This is a genomic window from Acinetobacter sp. ANC 3903 (genome assembly GCF_002135315.1).
Lineage (GTDB): Bacteria > Pseudomonadota > Gammaproteobacteria > Pseudomonadales > Moraxellaceae > Acinetobacter.
Genome location: NZ_NEGA01000001.1, coordinates 88119 through 102806 on the forward strand (window position 1 = coordinate 88119; position 14688 = coordinate 102806).

14 protein-coding genes are annotated in these 14688 nt (G+C 42.5%); 2 read left to right on the forward strand and 12 right to left on the reverse strand.

Going from position 1 to position 14688, the window contains the following annotated elements:
• Positions 1–9 precede the first annotated feature (9 nt).
• From B9T29_RS00425 to hcaE, 5 genes are all read right to left on the reverse strand, one after another.
• A complete protein-coding gene (locus B9T29_RS00425) occupies positions 10–972 on the reverse strand; it encodes a 3-carboxyethylcatechol 2,3-dioxygenase (protein ID WP_086174026.1) in 963 nt (320 codons plus the stop codon).
• Between the two features lie 66 nt (positions 973–1038).
• Complete coding sequence (gene hcaB / locus B9T29_RS00430; protein WP_086174027.1) at positions 1039–1857, reverse strand: 3-phenylpropionate-dihydrodiol/cinnamic acid-dihydrodiol dehydrogenase; 819 nt, start codon at positions 1855–1857, stop codon at positions 1039–1041.
• Between the two features lie 2 nt (positions 1858–1859).
• On the reverse strand, positions 1860–2186 hold the full coding sequence (gene hcaC / locus B9T29_RS00435; RefSeq protein ID WP_076752998.1) for a 3-phenylpropionate/cinnamic acid dioxygenase ferredoxin subunit: 327 nt from the start codon (positions 2184–2186) through the stop codon (positions 1860–1862).
• A complete protein-coding gene (gene hcaF, locus B9T29_RS00440) occupies positions 2186–2704 on the reverse strand; it encodes a 3-phenylpropionate/cinnamic acid dioxygenase subunit beta (protein WP_086174028.1) in 519 nt (172 codons plus the stop codon). Before hcaF ends, hcaC begins: the two co-directional genes overlap by 1 nt.
• Positions 2701–4068 carry a 3-phenylpropionate/cinnamic acid dioxygenase subunit alpha gene (gene hcaE, locus B9T29_RS00445; protein WP_086174029.1) on the reverse strand — a complete coding sequence of 456 codons (1368 nt, stop codon included), beginning with the start codon at positions 4066–4068 and terminating at the stop codon, positions 2701–2703. The genes hcaF and hcaE overlap by 4 nt, the downstream gene beginning before the upstream one ends.
• Before the next feature lie 282 nt (positions 4069–4350).
• Here hcaE and hcaR point away from each other — a divergent pair, with 282 nt between their 5' ends.
• Together hcaR and B9T29_RS00455 are read left to right on the forward strand one after the other, a co-directional pair.
• Entirely contained in the window at positions 4351–5250 is a 900-nt protein-coding gene (hcaR, locus tag B9T29_RS00450) for a DNA-binding transcriptional regulator HcaR (protein WP_086174030.1), read from the forward strand.
• Positions 5251–5537: 287 nt separating this feature from the next.
• A complete protein-coding gene (locus B9T29_RS00455; RefSeq protein ID WP_086174031.1) occupies positions 5538–6209 on the forward strand; it encodes a DUF1345 domain-containing protein in 672 nt (223 codons plus the stop codon).
• Between the two features lie 71 nt (positions 6210–6280).
• Here the strand turns inward: B9T29_RS00455 and B9T29_RS00460 are convergent, their stop codons facing one another.
• From B9T29_RS00460 to B9T29_RS00490, 7 genes are all read right to left on the reverse strand, one after another.
• Complete coding sequence (locus B9T29_RS00460) at positions 6281–7138, reverse strand: alpha/beta fold hydrolase (protein WP_086174032.1); 858 nt, start codon at positions 7136–7138, stop codon at positions 6281–6283.
• Between the two features lie 295 nt (positions 7139–7433).
• The gene (locus tag B9T29_RS00465) at positions 7434–8681 is read right to left on the reverse strand and encodes an OprD family outer membrane porin (RefSeq protein WP_086174033.1); all 1248 of its coding nucleotides are present in this window, start codon (positions 8679–8681) and stop codon (positions 7434–7436) included.
• A 430-nt stretch (positions 8682–9111) separates the two neighbouring features.
• Positions 9112–10131: a 4-hydroxy-2-oxovalerate aldolase gene (gene dmpG / locus B9T29_RS00470; protein WP_086174034.1), complete on the reverse strand. Its 1020-nt coding sequence runs from the start codon at positions 10129–10131 to the stop codon at positions 9112–9114.
• 11 nt (positions 10132–10142) lie between these two features.
• Positions 10143–11039: an acetaldehyde dehydrogenase (acetylating) gene (locus B9T29_RS00475; protein ID WP_086174035.1), complete on the reverse strand. Its 897-nt coding sequence runs from the start codon at positions 11037–11039 to the stop codon at positions 10143–10145.
• A 37-nt stretch (positions 11040–11076) separates the two neighbouring features.
• Complete coding sequence (mhpD, locus tag B9T29_RS00480; RefSeq protein WP_086174036.1) at positions 11077–11874, reverse strand: 2-keto-4-pentenoate hydratase; 798 nt, start codon at positions 11872–11874, stop codon at positions 11077–11079.
• A 652-nt stretch (positions 11875–12526) separates the two neighbouring features.
• Positions 12527–13195: an HAD-IA family hydrolase gene (locus tag B9T29_RS00485; protein WP_086174037.1), complete on the reverse strand. Its 669-nt coding sequence runs from the start codon at positions 13193–13195 to the stop codon at positions 12527–12529.
• 348 nt (positions 13196–13543) lie between these two features.
• On the reverse strand, positions 13544–14494 hold the full coding sequence (locus tag B9T29_RS00490) for an RluA family pseudouridine synthase (protein ID WP_086174038.1): 951 nt from the start codon (positions 14492–14494) through the stop codon (positions 13544–13546).
• Positions 14495–14688: the final 194 nt, after the last annotated feature.

The window sequence follows — 14688 nt, forward strand, 5'->3', positions numbered from 1 at the left end:
GTTCAATCCTTATTTCAATTCTGCAGATACGATGCCGAAGCCCGCAATCCACTCACTAATATCTTCGTAGCAGTGAGTTGTCATTTCATACTCACCAACTTCATGTAATGCAGCAAACGCAGCCATCCAGGAACGAACTTCCTGACCGCCACGACCACCCTCGACACGAATTTCAGCTTCGGTCATTGCCTCAATTGCAGCAAAGTCTGCTTTGGCAAAAATTTCCAGCAATGCGCGATCCCACTCAGGGTTGAGCGGCACTGAGACTGATTTATCGCCAGCAGCAAGACGCTGACCTACTGAAATCACTTTGGCCTGGCGGTTATTACGTGATTCTTCAGACGGGTTACGGCCACAAATCAGGAACTCTTCCACTTCAGGCGGAACCGAACCCATTTGCGGCGTTGGTGGATCATGAGAAAGACCGCCAGTACCGAGTACCAGTACACGTTCGTTTTCAAGGTTCAATGACTTGATGAACTGACCTACTGCACGACCCAACGCCACGGTACGCTTGGTGGTTGGCATTGGCGCAGCTGCACCATTGATGAAAACTGGAATGGTTGGGTAACGATCAAGCTGACCGCCACACAAGAAATGCAATGGCTGAGTCACGCCATGATCGGCTTGCATACGATATGAGTACGCAACATCCACACCTTCATCCAACATACGACGCACTAGATTAATGGCTGTTTCTTCAGGCACATTAATGTGGTCATTGTCTTTACCGTAATCCCAGTCCCCTGCTGCTTTGGCACGAATACCCACGCAGAAGCTTGGCATCAGGTCATAAAAGAAACCATTGAAATGGTCTGGACCAAAAGTAATGATTAAAGTTGGATTGTAGTCTTCAACTTCTTGGGCAAGTTTGGCAAAAGCTTCACGAACGGCTTGTTCTTTATGCTTTTCTTGCGGTGAAGCGAATTCCATTAACGGGCTGTGCGATGCACAAATGAGTTTAACGGCCATGAGTGACTCCTAAACGGAAGGCAGCCTGATCAGGCTGCCGAGTAAGTCCATTACGATTTAGGCTGATTAGATCTCATCAAAGAAGCCGGCACGTGGCTGACGTAAACCACGAATACCTAAGCCACATTCCGCGTTAATTAAAACGCCGGTCAATGGGCGGTTGTTTTGACGAGAAGCCAGTAATACATATGAACCAGTCATATCTTCAGGTTCTGGTAAGAAGCCAAGCGGCATACCACGTCCAATTTTTTCAGGATCGCGGGCATCCAATAAACCAAGGTTTTCCTGGCCTAAAGATGCTGCACCTTTGATATTTACATTCATACCTGAGGGTGCAACTGCGTTCACTCGTACTTTAGGTGCAAGCTCATAAGCCAGTTCTTTCATCACGCCCACGCCAGCATGCTTAGATGCAGTGTAGATAGGGCCTCCGCCTGCGGAGTACAGTGCAGAGTTAGACAAAGTAAATATGATAGAACCTTCAGAAGCTATCAATGCATCCAGTGCAGCCTTGGCACCCAAGATCAGCGACTTGGTATTAATGCCCATGATTTCATCAAAGGCTTTTTCCAGCTGCTCACCAGATGTATTGACGATATCTGCGTAGTGATCCCAGATACCTGCATTTCCAACAAAACAATCGAGCTTACCAAAACGCTCAACGGTCGCATTAACAGCGCGGACATTGTCTTCATAGTTGGCAACATCACCAGCGATCGCAAGAATCTTGTCACCGAAGTGTTCTTTCAATGCATCAACTTTCGCCTGTGAACGCTGAAGTACGGCAACTTGCGCGCCCTCTTCCAGGAAACGTTCAACCAGTGCCCAGCCTAAGCCTGAACCACCACCGGTAATAAGTGCAACTTCGCCTTGTAGCCAACCCATGATTACTCTCCTGCCATCTCTACAAATAACTGACCATCTTCAACAATCACCGGGAAAGTCTGGATTGGATCGGTTGCTGGTAAACATAATGCTTGACCAGTTTTCAAACAGAAACGTGCTGAATGAAGTGGGCACTCTACAGTACCGTCGTCTTCAAGATAACCTTCTGACATAGAAGCATTACCATGTGAACAACGGTCGTTCATTGCGAAGAACTCACCGCCATTGTTGAAGACTGCAAGCGCTTCGATACCGTTTACGCCGCAATCCACTTTCAATGCTTCGCCTTCGTCTAATTCGTCAACTTGGCAAACAAAAATCTTATTCATTAGAAGAACACGCTCAGGTTATGTGAGTTATAAGTCACCTGATCAAGGGTGATCTTACGATTGAAGATCTCAAAGCCTTGTTCAGTATCGACTTTACGGATTTTGTCATGACGCTTACCACAGTAGATGGTGACATCTTTTTCTTTCTGGGTGCGGTACAACAGATAAGTCACGTAAACGTCGTATTCGCCTTCAACTTCCGTTGCCTCAACAATGATGTTAGACACCATGTGAGTGGTACGTGAAGGAGGTTCTTCGGCCCATGCCATACCTGTCTCAAGACGGGCAACACGGCGTTCCAGCAAATCTTTGGTATCGTTAAATACCCAAGTTGTAGGTGGCTCGATCGAACGGCGACGGTCACGTGTTTGAGCGTTTGGTGTGGTACGCAGTGTGTAAGAAATATCTTCTGACAGCACAGCTAACCAATCGCGGAATTTCCAGTCGTCAAGCAATTTTGCTTCACGATAAAGAAACTGACTAATTTGATGTTGAAGTTCTAAACTGATCTGACTCATTTCATAAGCTCCTTCTCATATTCGTCAGCTGCTTTTTCCACGTCTTCCCATTTTTCATGGATCAATAAATCTGCCCAGCGGCGATACATGCCACGTGCTGCAGTTTCAGAGAAAATATAGTTGGTGATACCCGGGATACCATCTTCACGAACTTTCTCGTTGCCTTTACCCATTTCCATGATCAACTGGTTCTTACGCGCTTTATAGCCACGTAAAACTTTTTGGATTTCGATCCAGTTTTCAGAGTCATCTTGCTCTAGGAAACCAGCAGGACCGAAGGCACGCGTTGCAGAACGTTCAAATGCTTCTTTCACTTCTTGAGAAGCTTCAGCATCGGCAATACAGAATGCCCAAACTTCAGTTTTGTTTGGACCACGTGGGTGCCATACGCGAAGTGTTGCAGTACCATTCAACCAAGACAATGTCGGGAACATGGTATTGTGACCTGCAAGACGCAGCGCACGAACTTCACCAAGACGTTCTTTTACTTCTTCATAAGTTTCACGGAAGTAATTCGCCACTTCACCATCCACCCATACGTTAGCGTCTGGTTTTTCTGTGAAGAAGAAGCCTGAACCGTGACCGCGTGAACCATACTGGATCGCGTCTTTGGCAGTTTCCCAAACTGGGCGGGCCGTTTGAGCAGCACCTAATTTCTTGGTTGAGTCATCATCTGGTTTTGCACCCAACACCTGAATTGCAGATGCGTGAGAGAACAATGCATGATATTGGTCAGATGCGAACTGTTCAGCTGCAAATTTCCAGTTACACTCGATTTCCCATTTGTGCACACCACCGATGATTTCAGTACCACCCGGACGACGGTCTAATACGCCATCGAGGTACCAGGCGATATCACCCATGTATTCTTCTAGATCTGGAGTCGTTTCATCCCAGCAGCCAAATACCAGGCCTTTGTAAGATTTAACACGGTTAACTTCTACCAGACCCCATTGCTCTTTGCATGCGCCTTGCGGGAAAGCACGCTCTTCAAGCGGGATGTCTTTTAAAGAACCATCAATACCGTAAGACCAGCCGTGGTATGGGCAAGTGAATGCACGCGTATTACCACAATCTGCGAAACTCACACGCATAGAGCGGTGACGGCATTGGTTTAAGAATGCTTTGATTGAACCGTCTTTTTGACGTGCCACAATAATTGGATCTTCACCCATGTAGGTGTTGAAGAAGTCACCAGCCTTAGGAATCTGGCTTTCATGGCAAAGGAACAACCAGGTACGACCGAAGACACGTTCAAGTTCTAGTTCGTATAGATCTGGATCTGTATAGATCGACGGCGAGATACGTCCATTTTGTGCATCGACTAAAGCGTCGATTTCGCGCACATCAATTTTTCCACTCATGAAAAGCTCTCCTGTGACCAGTAACGGCACAAAGTAAATAGACTCAACTTTTCAGCGATAATGGATTTTTAGCCAGTTTTGGTGAAATATTTTTTTTGTTTCAATTAAGATATTTTATGGATTATTTAAAACTGTGCTTTATATATTTAAACACTAATAGAAAATGCAAGATCATTTATTTTCTAAATGGCAGAATAATCTTCACCTCATAGTTGTTTATAGATTATACTGCTACAAAAATATAGTAAGACATTTTTTGGATTACTCTTTTGGACGAGTTATATGGAATTACGACACCTACGCTATTTTATCACCGTTGCAGAAGAACTTAACTTCAGTAAGGCTGCACTAAAGCTTTATACCGCTCAACCCTCTTTAAGCCAGCAAATTAAAGACCTGGAAGAAGATGTCGGAGTAAAACTGCTTTATCGTACCAAACGCAAGGTTGAGCTGACTGAAGAAGGTGCCGTATTTCTCGAACAGGCCCGTTTAACCCTGGCACAGGCAGATAAAGCCGTTGCCATGGCACGCCAGGTGTCTCAGGCCAAACAGCAAATGCTGCGTATAGGCTTCGTTCCGGTGGCGGAAATGAAAATTTTCCCTTATGTATTGCCGAATTTGCGCGTGCAAAACCCTGATTTAAAAATTGATTTGCTCAGTTTAAACAACAATGAACAAATGAAGTTGCTTAAAAAAGGCGAGCTCGATATCACCTTTACCCGACACAACTTTAATAGCGATGAAATTGAAAGTCTATTTGTACTGCGCGAGCCATTGATCTTTATTTTGCCAGAAAATCATCCTTTGGCTAAATATGAGCGTATTCCAGTTAAAGAATTGAATGGTATAGATTTTATTATTCCCGCTGCGGAACAGTCTTTAACGCTGCATAATGCCATTATGGATTTTGCCCATACTAATGGCATTGAATTCAATATTGTGCAAAAAGCCGATAATATCCTGTTTAACATCAACTCTGTAGGGATGGGCCTAGGCTGTACCATTCTGCCGGGTTATGTCGCTCCGCTCACCATGAACAATACCGTGATTCGTGCCTTAGATGTGGAACTGCCCTACCTCGACCTGTATGTGAGTTACCATAAAAACAGCAGTTCTGGGGCAGTGAAAAAATTTATTGAATTACTGACTCATGTGTTTTATCTGAACATTAATCGCGGTTAATTAATTTTTTACACTTTTGCGCTGAATTAAAGCCACCATTATTTTGCTAATAAATAATGGGGCTTTTTTTTATTTCAATTTGTGTATTTTTAAACCCGCTTAGACTTAAGTCTTACTCATTTTTCATATCATCAACACGGTATTAATAGGAAATAACTCATAACTTTTTTTTTAATGACTTATAATCAATATTTCATCAGCAAAAAATTACAACTTAAGTCTAATAAATTCTTCACAGGCTTTTTAAAATTTACAAAACAAAAACAACCATAAAGGAGATGATAACCATGCAGCTACTGCTCCGTATAAAAACAGGGATTCAGCACCATCTTCATTTCTTTCTGATCTTTCCTTTTATTGCGGTACTTTATGCCGCTTTTCAGTTCATGACCGCATGGAGCTGGTCGACCTGCCTTTTAATGAGCTGGAATCTTGCTGTTTATACTTATTTATTGCTTACTCTCAAAAAACTCTGGCATGTTGACCATGCTCATATCCTGCAACGTGCCATGCAACAGGACGCCAGCAAATGGCTCATCCTGTTTCTGGTGATCCTCACTTTAATTATTTGTTTCATCGCGATTATTATTGAAGTGAATAATTTGCCTAGCAATACTGCCATTCGAACGGGTCATTTAATTTTATCCATGCTGACCATTACTTCAGCCTGGTTCCTGATGCATACCATTTTTGCGATTCATTATGCACATGACTTTTATTTGGCATTAGACCAGAATAATGAAGGTGGACTGGATTTTCCGAAAACCCCTAAGCCGACTTATCCCGACTTTTTATATTTTAGTTATATCGTGGGTACTTCTGCGCAAACTGCGGATGTATCCGTTACTCACTCCAAAATGCGGGTACTAAATACATTGCACTTACTTTTGGCTTACGGATTTAACACGACTATTCTGGCCATCATTATCAATGTGGCAGCGAACTTTATTAGCCCCTAAATATATTCATAAAAATATGCTCATAAAAAAGGATGACCGAAGTCATCCTTTTTTATCTTTAACAGCTATGATTAAACACCACGAGCAGTTAAGTAGTCTTTAATTACGGTATTGAACTCTTCAGCTTTTTCCACTTGAGACCAGTGACCACATTGGCTGAAAATGTGCGCATCAGCATGGGGTACAGTGTTTAAAATGTCCCAAGTACGTGAAACCGGAATGACCACGTCCTGTACACCGTGAATTAACAATACTGGTACAGTGATGTCTTTCATTTTTTCGAAATCAAGCGGGAATTCGAAACGGTCACGGTCACGTGCGCCCACTACGTCCATCAAACGATTCGATGCATAGTCATTTGCAGCAGAAGCATAACGTACTTTCACCAGTTCGTCGGTGATCAGGTCTTTGTTCACCACGAACATAGACAATGTTTTCTTGATGCCTTCTTCAGTCAATACCGGGTTGGCATGTGCTTTAAGTGCGGCAGTCTGTTTAGCACCACCAGTACCCATAGACACAATACCCAATACACGTTCAGGGTAATCAAGTACCATTTGGAATGCCAACCAGCCGCCCAATGAGTTACCGACCAACCAGGTTTTTTCAATGCCAAGTGCATCTAAAGTACGCACCGCATGGTCTACCCAGGCACGAATACCGTAAGCTGTACCTGGCGCTACTACAGTTTGACCATAACCAATGGTATCGATGGCGATACAACGTGCCTGCTCACCAATTTGTGGCAGGTTTAACCACCAGTTAGCCGCAGCAGATACACCAGTACCTGAACCATGCAAGAACAGGATAGGCGTACCTTCACCCACTTCGTGATAGTGAGTCAACTCACCTTCTGCAGTTTCAATCCATTTGTCTTCTAAGCCAAAGAATGGATCTGTTGTATATTCAGGGATTTGAACAGTGCTCATACATACTCCTCGTACAGTCTTTAGCTTGCGTTTCCATCTTGATTCAGAATTTAACGTCAAGTTGACTCGATGAAATTTACTTTTTTACTGCCTTATATTACCTGTTCAAACAGGTCAAACTGATACAAATTTACGATCAAATACTATAAAAAAACGATAATTTAACTATTTGTTTTTTAAAACTTTATTAAAGACCAAACCCTTATTTTTATTAAGACATTTAATAAAAAAATAGCTTTCCATACAGCAAAAAAAAGCGACTTATCTCAAGTCGCTTTTTGATTATACCGCTGAATTAGAACTTATAAGTATAAGTCGTTGCTACACGGTACTCTTGCAAGTCTGATTTCCAGTCGAAATCTGTATCGATATACATCGCCTGGAAGCCTAAACCTTTCAACTTACCTTCTGGAACAGTGTAGTTTACAATTGCATTAAACTCTTCAGAGTCTTGATTTTTCAGTGCACCAACAGTTGCATCCTGCCCCATCATATACACAGCTGTCGCTGATAAACCTTTAGCACCAAGTTCAGAGAAATCATAGCCATATGTTAAACCAATTGATTTTTCATCAGGGTAAGTAAATGTTGCTACCCCCCAGTTGACCAGGTACGGCTGCGGCACCCAGCCACCCAATGTCGGGAATGCTTTATCACCAAACATTTGCTGGTAGCCTAAACCAACGGTATGTGCACCATAATTGACTTTAGCGCCTACAGACAATGCCTGGTTATCAATATTACCATACAGCTTGTCACCAGACTCCGAGTTATCAAAGTAACGGATATGGCTGTCTAATTTGGCTTTTTCACCCAGCTTGGTTTTGTAGCTTGCACCGACATAATGCTGCTGATAAATATCTTTAACATCGGCATACCAGTAGCTACCGCCAATTTCTGGAGTGAATTGGTGATCTACACCCGCGATATACATGCCATCTGCAGTTTTACCAGTATTAAACTGACCCGCACCCGGATTGAACTTGGTTAAATCACGGAACTGGTTGTCATAACGGTTGTTAATGCCATCAATATAAGCGAGTGTTAACTTGGTATCTTTAATGTCTTTAGATTCCAACCATGCACCGCTATAAGTCGTCAACAACTGACGCGATGGATCAAATACCAGTACTGGAGATACCGGTAATAACTCACCCACTTTTAATTCAGTTTGTGAAACTTTGGCTTTTAAGGTCGCACCGACTTTACCAAAATTATCTTTCGACTCTTGACCATCATGTGGCAAAACCCAGTCCGGATTTTTATCACGGCCATTCAATTTAAATGCGTGCTGCACCAAAAGGTCTGCACCCACTTGAATACCGCCACCGATGTCCTGATAACCAGATTTTGCATCTAGTGTGATGCCCTGAGACCAAGAACCCCAGTTGTTTTGCGGAAGATCTGCATACTGACGGTCTAAATAAAAGTTTTTAAATTTTAATTGGACATTACTGTCGTCAACAAAATCTGCATTCGATGCAGTTGTTCCTAAAGTTGCTGTCGCAGCAAGCATTGCTATCCATAAGTTTTGACGACGCATGGCTGAATTCCCTAGTAATCAAATTAAGCTATGGCGCCATCATGCTAAACAATCACAAAAAACGAAATCCGACCAGAGTATTAAGATTTATTGCCTTTATTGCTATTTCTGCTTGTTTTTATTTTAAAGATTCAGCTCACGTTAAGAACTTTAAACAATAAGTCATTTTATCTTCCTTTCATTTCATTTTTGTTAAACCTTTGTTTCAGTGTTTATTTTAAAAAAATTTAGGCTTTTGGAGCGCAAAAAAAAATTGATTAATCGCTTTTAAGTTTAACCCAGAGCTAAAGCTACTTAAATAATTGATTATATTAATATAACCATCCTATGATATGATATTTTTTATCTATAAACTCAAGTGTAAAATCAAGGTCTAGCCATAAAAAAAAGCGCCCTTTCGGACGCTTTTTCAGCTTCAACTTAAAATAAATTAAGCATTGGCTTCTTTGGCTTTAGACATGGTCAATGCCAAATCTTCAATCATGTCTTCCTGACCACCGACAGTACCACGGCGACCCAATTCCATCAGAATTTCACGCGCAGACACGCCATATTTCGCTTCAGCACGTTTAGCAAATAACAGGAACGAAGAGTAAACACCGGCATAACCTAAAGTTGCTGCATCACGGTCAGCACGGATCTGATGTGTCATCATTGGAATGATTAAATCTTCCGCAACATCTTGAACTTTAAACAAGTCCACACCTGTTTCCATTTGCATACGGTTGGCAACCGCAACAAACAATTCAAGTGGAGTATTACCTGCACCTGCACCTAAACCTGCAGAAGCTAAATCGACACGCGTTGCACCAGCTTGAACCGCTGAAACAGAGTTCGCAACACCCATACCCAGGTTATGGTGACCGTGGAAACCGATTTCGATCTCTGAAGCCAGGTTGGCACGTAAAATACCTACACGGTCAGTCACGTCTTGAGGCAACATATAACCAGCAGAGTCAGTTACATAGATACAGTTTGCACCGTATGACACCATTTTATTGGCTTCTTCCAAAAGTTTTTCAGGAGTTGCCATGTGCGCCATCATCAAGAAGCCCACAGTGTCCATGCCAAGTTTACGTGCAGCAGTAATGTGCTGTTCAGAAACGTCAGCTTCAGTTGAGTGCGTTGCCACACGAATGGTTGCTACACCAACGTCATGCGCCATTTTCAAATGGTCAACCGTACCAATACCAGGAAGTAAAAGCGCAGATACTTTCGCCTGTTTCAGGTTTGGAATTACCGCTTTTAGGTATTCTTCATCGGTTGCTGCTGCAAAACCGTAGTTCACAGAATTACCGCCTAAGCCGTCACCATGTGTAACTTCGATTAAAGGTACACCTGCATCATCCAAAGCAGTTGCAATGGCAACCATTTGTTCAGGTGTAGTTTGATGGCGCATAGGATGCATACCATCACGTAAAGTCATATCATTAATAATAATCTTAGACATTTTGGTATTCCTTAAGCTTCAGCAGTGTTTAATACGCGTTCTGCAAACATTTCTGCAGTACGTGCAGCAGCTGCAGTCATAATGTCGAGGTTGCCGGCATATTTAGGCAGGTAATCACCCAGACCTTCAACTTCCAGGAAGATAGATACACGGTTTCCGTCAAATACAGGACCATTGACCAGTTTGTAACCTGGAACGTATTTTTGAACTTCTTTGATCATCGCATGCACTGATTCAGTGATCGCTGCTTGATCTGGCTCGCCTTCAACAAGACAGTGCACAGTGTCACGCATCATCAATGGTGGCTCAGCCGGGTTAATAATGATGATCGCTTTACCCGCTTTTGCACCACCGACTTTTTCAATTGCACCAGCAGTGGTACGGGTGAATTCGTCGATGTTTTTACGTGTACCCGGACCAACTGATTTAGTCGACACAGTCGCGATGATTTCACCATATTCAACCGGTTGAACACGTGAAATTGCTGCAACCATCGGAATAGTTGCCTGACCGCCACAAGTCACCATGTTCACGTTTGGTAATTCACCCGCTTCAAGCAAAGCTTCAAGATTTACTGGTGGTACGCAGTAAGGACCAATTGCCGCTGGGGTTAAGTCAATCATCAACACGCCAAGTTCATTTAACTTGCGGCTGTTTTCTGCATGAACGTATGCAGAAGTTGCATCGAATGCAATTTTGATGTCATCTTCTAGAACGTGAGGCAGTAAACCGTCTACACCTTCACTTGTGGTTTTCAAACCCATTTTCGCAGCACGTGCCAAACCTTCAGAAGTCGGATCAATACCCACCATCCAAACTGGCTCTAAAAATTCACTGCGTTGTAATTTATACAGCAAGTCAGTACCGATGTTGCCTGGACCGATCAATGCACATTTAATCTTTTTCATGAACAATTTCTCTTAAAAACGCTCTTAAAATCTGGACTTATTCAGCAGCGAATGCAGCAGTTACAGAACCAAAACCTTCAATTTCAACCTGGAATTCATCACCCGGGTTGGCGACAACCATAGGACCTAATGCACCGGTTAAAATAATGTCGCCGGCAAGAAGTGGACGGCCACGGCGTACCATTTCATCCGCCAGCCAAACAGCGGCATTTAATGGATTAGCAAGACAGGCTTTACCCACACCAGTCGATACAACTTCGCCAGCACGGGTCATGGTCATTTTGCAATTTACAAGGTCTAAATTTTCCAGTTTCACAGGACGTGAACCGAGTACATAAGCCGCAGAAGATGCGTTATCTGCAACAGTATCAATCAATGAAATTTTCCAGTTTTCGATACGGCTATCCACGACTTCTACAGCAGGCAATGCATATTCAGTTGCACTGATAATGTCTGCATAAGTGTGTTTTTCTTGAGTTAAATCTTTATTGATAATTAACGCGATTTCTGCTTCAACTTTCGGTTGAATCAACAGACCCGCAGGAATAGCTTCGCCATCACCATAAGCCATGTCAGCAAACAACATACCGAAGTCCGGTTGGTCTACGCCCAGCTGCGCTTGCACAACTTTAGAGGTTAAACCGATTTTACGACCGGTTAAACGGCGGCCTTCAGCCTCTGCACGTTTGGTATTTACTTCCTGAACTGCGTAGGCAATATCCACATCAGCATTTTCACCGCCAAGTTGCGGGCGAACTGGTGCAATCGCAGTTTTTGATAGTTCAGCGTCACGTAATGCTTGCGCAACTGATTCAACAACAGCAGAATTCGACATCAATGTTTCCTTAAACTGCAAAAATTGGACTTATACCGTTATCGATGGAAATGGAATGAACAACGAGAAAAAATCTGTGAACTGATCAAAGCCATCAGCAAAGGGGTGCTGCCCATCTTGGCAAACGCGTATATGTATAAACAGTTTTAGAATCGGAAAATTGCGCTTTTTATGCCAATACTTATTTTATTTATGACAATAGCTAATTCCTATAAATTGACTTGGTTTTATTTTTAAAAAACAGACATATGAACAAGATATTAAAAAATGCTTTCTTTCATGTGCTTCAGGACAAATTGTCAGATTCATAGAATAACCATCGATCTACGACTAAAAGACTAGATGCTTTGCCTGTTTTTAGTACAAGCCTTTTTTTATTAAATTATCAGTTCTAAAAACACCAATTAAAAATCAATATCTTATATTTTAATTATCAATCAGTTTTATCTTCAGCTCATATGCGGCTGATTAGCTTCGCAGTCCACAATTCTGTTCCATCGCGGTACTTTTTCAATATCAAGGTAGATCTGCATACATATCAATAGAGCTTTATGATAGTTAAACTTTTGAGTGCCAGACATCAGCAGATCAAATGAAATAAAGATAAAAAAGGGAGGATTTAAAATCCTCCTCTTAACCCATCATCCTGGAATTAAACCGCCTGTTTTAAATTCACATGTTTTAATAAAAGCTGATGCAAATCCGCAACATCCTCTGCAATGGCTAGCGGATTATAGTGGGCAAGGACTTCAGGCGTATGTACACCATAACTCACCCCTATACGCGGCATGGCAATATTTTGTGCCATTTCCAGATCATAAGAGGTATCACCCACCATAATGGCATTTTCAACACTAATGCCGGTGACTTGTAAAATTTCAGTCAGCATTAAAGGATCAGGCTTGGATTTGGTTTCACTGGCTGCACGGGTCACATCAAACAGGTCATCACTGGCTGTTTGATGAAGCACACGGTCTAAACCTTTACGGCTTTTTCCTGTCGCCACAGCAAGTTTCACCTCTTGTGCCTTTAGATCCTGCAACATAACCGAAACCCCTTCAAACCATGCATCTCCTTTGGAGTTTTCCACATAGTGAGTGGCATAACACTGCAAAATCTCATGATGTAATTCAGGCACTTCTGGAAACAAGACTTGCGCCACTTCCGGCAAACCCAGACCAATAATGCTTTTTGCAGCAGCTTCTGTCAGCGGCTGCTCGAACTGCTGTGCCGCAAACTGTAGGCTCGCAACAATCTGACCGACTGAATTAAATAGCGTTCCATCCCAGTCAAAAATGATGAGTTCTACAGGTGTGTTCATGTTTGAGTCCAATATTTGATTCGGGGTCAATAATAACTGAAATTGACCTCTCCCTTGCGAACTCGAAATATATTTCGAGGATGCTCATCTCCTAAAAGAAGAAGGAGATTCTATTATTTTTCAAGTTCAGAGGATAATGAATTGGATATCTTGAGATAAATTTACCAAAATTTAATTCATTCCTCTCATTCGATATCGTAACGTCCCCCTCTCCTTTCTTAAAGGAGAGGGTTAGGGAGAGGATTCTTTGAAAAGTCATAATCCACATTTTGTATAGCGAATTTTAATCTCCCCTAACCCCTCTTTCTTAAAGAGGAGAATTTCCAATTACAGGAAATTAGAGATCAATCAAGAAGACTCTTTATCTTTCTTCTGTGCTCTTAACTGCGCCACCAAACTCTGCATATCTTCAGGTAATGGCGCTTCAATGGTAGGATAACCCGGAATTTCCAGTCGCATCGCATGCAAACACAAACGACGTGGCTTCGGCCCGTTATATTCGGTTTCATGACCATATTTTTCATCACCAATTAAAGGGTGACCAATACTTAAACCATGAACACGAATCTGATGGGTACGGCCAGAAAGCGGTGAAGCATACACCAGTGTGCCATGCATGAAACGCTCTGCCACATTCCATTGGGTTTTACTGTCTTTACCTTCTTTCGACACACGAACCCGACGCTCGCCATTGGCCAGCTCATAGCGATGCAAAGGTGCATCAATCAGCTGTTTATCCAGACTGACCTGCCCTTTAACAATTGCAGCATAGGTCTTTTTAATTTTGTGTTCACGCAGTAAATCTTGCAGTGTTTTTAAGGTGCTGCGTTTTTTACTGATCATCACCAGGCCAGAAGTGTCACGGTCAATACGGTGAATCAGTTCCAGATATTTCTTGCCCGTTGCAGCACGCAGACCTTCAATCAGGCCATAAGCCACACCGCTACCGCCATGCACGGCAATCCCTGAAGGTTTGTTTATCACCATCAGGCCTTCATCTTCATACACCACTCGACTGAGCAGGCTTTGCGCCACTTTGTCCGATACTGGTGCCGCCGTTTCATCTTTTTGCTCATAACGAATCGGCGCAACGCGAATCTGGTCGCCAATATTGAGTTTGGTTTCCGCTTTAATGCGCTTTTTATTGACCCGAACCTGTCCTTCACGGATTAAACGATAAATCCGACTTTTAGGCACACCTTTGAGTCTGGAAAATAAAAAATTATCGATACGTTGACCTAATTGATGCTCGTCCACTTCAAACCAGGTGACACTTTGCCATTCTTGCGTAGAATTCATACAGTTACGATGACCCAAAAAATACTAAAATTGATTAAAAACTGATCACTTAGGCTATGCTTTACACAAGAAACATAAGCTTAGCCCATAGGCAGATGATGCAAGGTTTGATATAGTCAGCGCACGGATACCACCGTTAGTGTGAAAAAATTTAATTCCTTCAATATTTTTGAAGCTCAAAATTAAATTTCACA